The organism is Streptomyces sp. NPDC057253 (assembly GCF_042669125.1).
In the GTDB taxonomy this organism is placed as follows: domain Bacteria; phylum Actinomycetota; class Actinomycetes; order Streptomycetales; family Streptomycetaceae; genus Streptomyces.
This window is the reverse complement of record NZ_JBHUXV010000247.1, coordinates 1-6,509: the sequence shown is the minus strand read 5'-3', so window position 1 is coordinate 6,509 and position 6,509 is coordinate 1. Positions and strand designations below refer to the sequence as shown.

General features: G+C 68.4%; 6 protein-coding genes. 2 read left to right on the top strand and 4 right to left on the bottom strand.

Going from position 1 to position 6,509, the window contains the following annotated elements; genetic code table 11:
- Window positions 1–801: 801 nt before the first annotated feature.
- Together ACFULQ_RS48250 and ACFULQ_RS48245 are read left to right on the top strand one after the other, a co-directional pair.
- Window positions 802–1,926 (top strand): amidohydrolase family protein, encoded by a 1,125-nt coding sequence (locus ACFULQ_RS48250; protein ID WP_383557974.1) that lies wholly within the window; start codon window positions 802–804, stop codon window positions 1,924–1,926.
- A 431-nt stretch (window positions 1,927–2,357) separates the two neighbouring features.
- Window positions 2,358–3,500: an acyl-CoA dehydrogenase family protein gene (locus tag ACFULQ_RS48245; protein WP_383557972.1), complete on the top strand. Its 1,143-nt coding sequence runs from the start codon at window positions 2,358–2,360 to the stop codon at window positions 3,498–3,500.
- A gap of 43 nt (window positions 3,501–3,543) precedes the next feature.
- Here ACFULQ_RS48245 and pqqE read toward each other — a convergent pair whose 3' ends face one another.
- The 4 genes from pqqE to pqqB form a co-directional block, all read right to left on the bottom strand.
- A complete protein-coding gene (gene pqqE / locus ACFULQ_RS48240; RefSeq protein ID WP_383557969.1) occupies window positions 3,544–4,671 on the bottom strand; it encodes a pyrroloquinoline quinone biosynthesis protein PqqE in 1,128 nt (375 codons plus the stop codon).
- Entirely contained in the window at window positions 4,668–4,925 is a 258-nt protein-coding gene (pqqD, locus tag ACFULQ_RS48235; RefSeq protein WP_383557966.1) for a pyrroloquinoline quinone biosynthesis peptide chaperone PqqD, read from the bottom strand. The genes pqqE and pqqD overlap by 4 nt, the downstream gene beginning before the upstream one ends.
- Window positions 4,922–5,632, bottom strand: a complete 711-nt coding sequence (pqqC, locus tag ACFULQ_RS48230; RefSeq protein WP_383557964.1) for a pyrroloquinoline-quinone synthase PqqC — start codon at window positions 5,630–5,632, stop codon at window positions 4,922–4,924. Before pqqC ends, pqqD begins: the two co-directional genes overlap by 4 nt.
- Window positions 5,629–6,509 (bottom strand): pyrroloquinoline quinone biosynthesis protein PqqB (gene pqqB / locus ACFULQ_RS48225; protein WP_383557961.1); only part of this gene is annotated, 881 nt, incomplete at its 5' end. The genes pqqC and pqqB, both read right to left, overlap by 4 nt.

The following is a 6,509-nucleotide window of genomic DNA, read 5'->3' as shown; positions in this document are numbered from 1 at the left end:
GCCCTGATGCGACCGGGCCCGCAGACCAGGGCGCTGTGAGAGATGTTCTCCGGTCTGATGGACCTCGATGACGCCCACCGGTACGTCGCCGGCACGGACGTGTGCGACCTGGGCTACGACCACCGGTTCGTCAACACCCGTTGCACGGGCGTGAAGTTGACGCTGGAGCGGCCCGACCCGGACGTCGTCACCGCGGTGACCCAGTCGGCGAACCTGCTGCGAGGGTCGTGGGCTCCTGCTCGACCTCGTCCACCTCGTCGACCGCGCGGAGGTCCGCGACGCCGCGGCCGCGTGGACCGGACGCGGGTCAACACCGTCACCTCCCCCACGGACGGGTGGAAGGCGAGGCGTTGCCGCTCCGGCGCGACGACTGTGTCGCCCGGGCCTTGTCCACCGGGCAGGACCTCAACGCCGGCCTGTGCGCCGGGCACATGGCTGGCCAACCGGCCTGAGCACCGCATTAACAGTCGTCTCAGGTTCGCTCGCTAGGAAGTAGGCATCGAGACAAGCGCTGCAACTCGTACTGAGGATGGCCGAGGCATGCACGCACGCGCCGCCAGGTGGCGCCGGTTCGGACGAGTAGCGGCGTTCCCGACCGGGACCCAATCCGCACCGGAGAACGTTGCCATCGCGCACCACGCCGTCGTGTAACGCGGCTGCAGTGCTTCGGCGGGACCGGCGTGGCCGGCGCGGGTGGACACCTTGGCGCGCCTGGTAACGACGAAGGGGGCGATCTGAAGAATCTTGCAGACGAATGCCGCACGCATACCGCACCACACAAACACCTGAGGAGAAACTGACATGGAGTCCAACGCAAACCCTCTGAAGCGCCTCACGATGGGACGCCGCGGCTTTCTGGCCGGCACGGCACTTGGCATTGGCGCCGGCTTGTCCACGCATGCCATTGCCTCCCACACGGAAGCGGACGATACTACGGATTATTCGCAGCGAGACCGGGACCTGCCCTTCATCGGCACGGAAGAGACCTTCTCCACCCACGAGTTGATGGTGCTGAACGACAGGCTGTTCCTCGAGGACACTGGTCTTGCCGAGCTCGGGAAGCGCCGCCTCGGTGCAATGGATGAGGCGGGGCTCAACGTTCAAGTCCTCTCCGCACATACGCCCGGTGTGCAGAATGTCAAAGGCCGGAAGGGCATCGATTTTGCGTATCGTCTCAACAAGATGCTCGTCGATGGGCCGATGGCCACCCATCCGAGGCGGTTTCAGGCATTTGCCACCTTGCCGCTGCAGAGTCCGGAGGCCTCGGCAGACGAACTGGAACGCACAGTTCGGGAAGATGGCTTCCTGGGATGTCTGACCAATGGAATCATCGGGAAGAAATTCCTCGACCATCCCGACTTTGAGCCCCTGCTGGCGCGCGCCGAAGCCCTTGATGTGCCGATATACATCCATCCGGGGCTGCCGCCAGACGAGGTTTTCCAGATCTACTACAGCAATATGCTGCCGGAATACCAGAAGGAGTTCCAGGACCAGGTTCTCAGCATCTCCGCATATGGATGGCACCAGGAAGTCGTTACTCAGTGCCTCCGAATGATCACCTCAGGGGTGTTCGACAGGCATCCCAAGCTCCAGATCATCATCGGCCACATGGGAGAAGGGCTCCCGTTCTTCTACGAACGCATCGTGGAGAAGATGAGCGAAGTGACCGAGAAGAGCCTGGACAAGCCGTTCGAGCAGTATTTCCACGACAATTTCTGGTTCACGACCAGCGCATTCCCCCAGACTGAACTCCTAGATCTCCTGCTGAAGTACATAAGCGTGGATCGAGTGATGTTCGCAACCGACTACCCGTTTGCGAATATGAAAACCCAGACCGACTGGTTCCGGGGAGTCGCTTTGCCGCGCGAAGCCAAGGAAAAAATTGCGTTCCGAAATGCGGAAAAACTGTTCGGAATCAAAGTCTGACGCGTCGGCAGAAGTGGAGGATGCTTTGGCTGTGAGGCGAGCGTGCGGCCAAAGTCGGCCGGCGAGGCGACCGAGGTGTGTCCGGGCTGGGTCGGCAGGGTGGGGGTGTTCGCGCAGTCCGCGGCAGCGTGAGTGAGCGCGGAGTGCCGGAGCTGGTGCACGGGGAACGGTGAACGGGCCGCCCGGCAGTACCTGGGTCTCCCCGAAGGCCCTGTCCCACTGGCCGCAATCGCGCAACCCGGCCGCACACAGCCCCTGATCAGACGGTGCGGCGGCGGGGCCCGGCGGAGGCGTGCGCTTGGACATCGCCTCCCCCCGGGCGCACGGAGTCCGCACAGCACGTACGGCTCGGTGAGCAGGCCGCCCGCTCGCGCGCCGGCAGACGGCGCCACCAGAGGAATACATGTAGATCAAGGAAAGTTGCCTGTCGCATGACGACCAGAAGTATCGACGGCGCGTCCGTCCCCTTACTCGATGCCGCCCGTACGGCGGCGAAGCAAGCAGCGGTCGAAGCCGCGGCGACCGAGCGAGATCGGCGCATCACCGGCGTGAGTGCCGCCGCTGCTCGGGCTGCGGGCGCGTTCGCCTTGGGCGTCCGCCGATCCGATGGAGGGATCGAGGCCGACCTCAGCACGAGGGTCCGGTTCCTGGCTGAACTCGGACGCGGCTGCCCCTCGACGGCCTGGGTCGCGGCCACGAACCTCGAAGCGAAGCGGGTGTTGCAGGTCGGCACGTCGGACGAGGCATACGCGGATGCGTTTCGCGATGTCGACAGCGTGGCCTGTGCGTCCGCTCGGCCGGGGACGGCCGTCCGTGAGCCCGGCGGGCTGCGCGTCTCCGGCCGATGGTCCTACGCCTCGGGATGTGAACTCGCCGACTGGGCGATACTTTCCGTGCAACTGCCCGGGGAGGGTGACCGCCCGCCGCAGCCGGCTGCGGTGTTCGCCCGCACCCGGGATCTGATCATCGACCGTGACTGGCACATGGCGGGACTGTGCGGCACCGGAAGCCACACTCTCGTCGGCCGCGACGTGTGGGTCCCCGATTCTCATCTGGTCGACCTGCCCCGGATCGCCGCTGCGACATCCAACATCGCTATCGCGGTCGGGCTGTTCGCTCCCCTGTGGGGTGCCGCGCGCGGCGCCCTCGACATCGTGGTCAATGTCCTTGCCAAGCGGACATCGCCGAACCCCGCCCACCCCACTCTGGCCGACTCTCCCGGTGCCCGGAGGAACCTCGCCGTCGCCGCGCACAAGATCGACACCGCTGAGCGGCGCATGCTCGGGATCGCCGCCGCAGTCGACGCCACACAGCCCGGCGAGGTACTTGCCGCCGAAGAGCGTGCGCGAGTCCGGATGGATCTGATCGCCGCTGTGCGGGAATGCCGTAGCGCACTGGAGGACTTGCTGGACCTGCACGGATCCACCGGCCTGGACAGCTCCAACCCGTTGCAGCGGTACTGGCGGGACTTCGCAGTGGGGTCGCGGCACGTCCAGTTCACCTCCCACGTCGTCGAAGAGGATTACGGCGTGCTTCTGCTCGGCATCGACGAAGCCCCCTCCGGGATGCTCTGAGGACTTGCCGAACACGAGGACGCACATCACGAAGTGACCCTGTTCAGCCCCTGGTCCGTGTACGCCGGTGCGGCGGCGGGCCAGGGCTGCGGTAGACGTAGCGTGCCGGGTCCGTGAGCGGGGATTCCGCGGGCGGCGCGTCCGCCAGGGCGCGTACGAGGGCGTGGTCCGGGGAGAGCGCGCAGGCGGGGTCGGTGCGGGCGGCGTCACCGGTGAGCGCGTGGGCCTGACAGCGGCAGCCGCCGAAGTCCGTCTCCCGGCGCGGGCAGCCGCCGCAGGGTCCGCTCATCCACTCGGTGCCGCGGTAGCGGTTGAAGGCCGGGGACGTGGTCCAGATCCACTCCAGGGACCGGTCCCGCACGTTCGGCACGTCCGGGCCCAGCAGGTCCCCGGACGCGGGGCACGGCAGGACGCTGCCGTCCGGGGCGACGGTCAGGGACACCGCTCCCCAGCCTCCCATGCACGGCTTCGGCGCGCCGTCGAAGTAGTCCGGCACCACCCACACCAGTTCGGTGGTGCCCGCCAGTTGTTCCCGCCTGCGCTCGACCGTCTCCCGGGCGCGGGAGAGCTGGTCGCGGGTCGGCAGAAGTGTGGTGCGGTTGCGCAGCGCCCATCCGTAGAACTGGACGTTGGCCAGTTCGATCCGCTCCGCGCCCCAGGCCACACCGAGGTCCACGAGCTGGTCGATCGCGTCGAGGTTGTCGCGGTGCAGGACGACGTTGAGGCCCAACGGCAGCCCCGCGGCCCGTACCACGGCGGCGGCCCGCTCCTTGGCCGCGAAGGACCGCCGCCCGGCGATCCGGTCCGAGGCCGCCGGATCCGCGTGCTGCACCGACAACTGGACGCTGCGCAGCCCGGCGGAGGTGAGCGCCGACATCCTCGCCGCGCTCAACCCGACGCCGCTGGTGACCAGTTGGGTGTAGATCCCGGCCGACTCGGCCGCGGCGACGATGGACGTCAGGTCGGGACGCAGCAGGGGCTCGCCGCCGGACAGATGGGTGTGGACGACGCCGAGTTCCGCTGCCTGCCGCAGCACGTCCGACCATTGCTCGGTGGACAGTTCGCGGGAACGGCGGGTCAGTTCCAGGGGGTTGGAACAGTAGGGACAGTACAGCGGGCAGGCGTGGGTGAGTTCGGCGAGCAGGGCCCAGGGAGCGGGAGGGCGGGTCATCGCAGCCAGCCCTCCTCGCGTACCCGGTCGAGGAACCGGGGTACCTCGTCCGCCACGGGGGCGTCGGGGAAACGCTCCGTCAGCTCGTCGACGATCTCGGCGACCTGCCGGTGGCCGTCGCACAGCCGGAGGATGTCCGGCGCCCGGCCGCTGAGGACCACCACCCGCTCCGGCAGGACCAGCAGGTCCGTCCGGCGGACCCGGTCGTGGCGAAGAACGACCGAGCGCGCCAGCGCCGGCCGCCACCCGGTCACGGCCGCTCCTTGCCGTCGGCGTGGTCGATCGCGTCGAGCAGCGACCACAGCACGTCGCACTTGTAGGCGAGGGCGGCCACCGCTCGTTCCTGGTCGGCCTCGGTGCGTGCCCAGTCCCGTACGAGGCCGAGGGCCTCCCCGCTGTCCTGGCGGCCCTGGGTCTCGCGGACCCGGAAATACGCGAGTCCGTCGGCGTCGATCCACCGGTAGTGGCGTTCGAACGCGGCGATCCGTGTGCGCATGATGCCCGGGGCGGACAGTTCGGTGAGCGAGGCCGCGACGGCCTCCAGCGGAGAGCGGAGCCGGCAGAAGTTGACATATCCGTCCACCGCCAGGCGTACGCCGGGCAGTACCCCCTTGCCGGACAACAGCTCGGTTCGGTGGAGTCCCGCGGCCTCGCCCAGCCTCAGCCACCGCTCGATTCCGCCTTCTCCCTCGGTCCGGCCGTCGTGGTCCTCGATCCGCCGCAGCCACATGCGGCGGAGCCGCGAGCTGTCCAGTTTGGCCAGGATGAGGGCGTCCTTGACGGGGATGTGCCGCTGGTAGTGGAATCGGTTGAGGATCCAGCGGCGCACCTCGTCGGGCGTCACCTCCCCCTGGTGCATGCGTACGTTGAAGGGATGGCGGTCGTGGTAGCGGTCGCGGGCCACGGCCCTGAGCCGGTCCTCGAAGGCCGTTGCGGTACGGGTGCCGATGCCTGTGCTCACAGTTGGATCACCATTCCGTCGCCGGCCACCTCGATGCCCCGTTCCGCGAGCCGCTTGTACTGCGGGGCGTCCGGATCGACGAGGGGATTGGTGTTGTTCAGGTGGGTGTAGAGACAGCGGGCGCCGAGCCGAGCCAGACGCTCCGCCGTGCCGTCCGGCCCGTCGATGGGCAGGTGCCCCATGCCGGTCGCGGTGCGTGCGGAGATGCCCGTACGCCGGGGTTCCTCGTCGTCCCAGAACGTGCCGTCGACGATCACGCAGTCGGCTTCGGCGACCGCGGACTGCAGGGCGTCCGGCCAGGCCGCCAGCGCGGGGGCGTAGACGGCACTCGCCCCGGTGGCGCGGTCGGTGAGCAGGAGCGCGACGACCCATGGATCAACGGATCCCGTGGACCCTCCCGCGGGATCCGCTCCGAGGCCGGCCAAGTCGACCGCGTAGCGGGGGCGTTTAGCGGAGATGGGGATCGCGGTGACGGTGATGGCGGAGTCCTGGGAGTCCGTGGGCTTTCTCGAATCCGAGATGAGTGGTTCGGCGCGATGGAGGGGTAAGTCCCGCCAGGTGAGTGGGGTGTACGGGCCGATGACGGCCTCCAGGCGCAGCCCGGAGGTGAGGGCGTCGCGCACAGGAGTGGTGGTGAGCAACTCCAGGCCGTCGGCGCCGGCTTCGCGGAGCCGGGCGATGCCGAGGGTGTGGTCGAGTTCCGCGTCGGTCAGGACCAGCCCGGCGATCGGGGTCCGCCGCGAACCGGGACCGGGATGCAGGGCCGGGCAGTCCTCGATCTGGTCGCCGATGTCGGGGGTGGCGTTGATGAGATACCAGCGGTCCTCGGAGGCCTGTACGGCGAGCGAGGCGTGGCGGCGGCGCCAGTGCGGGCGTG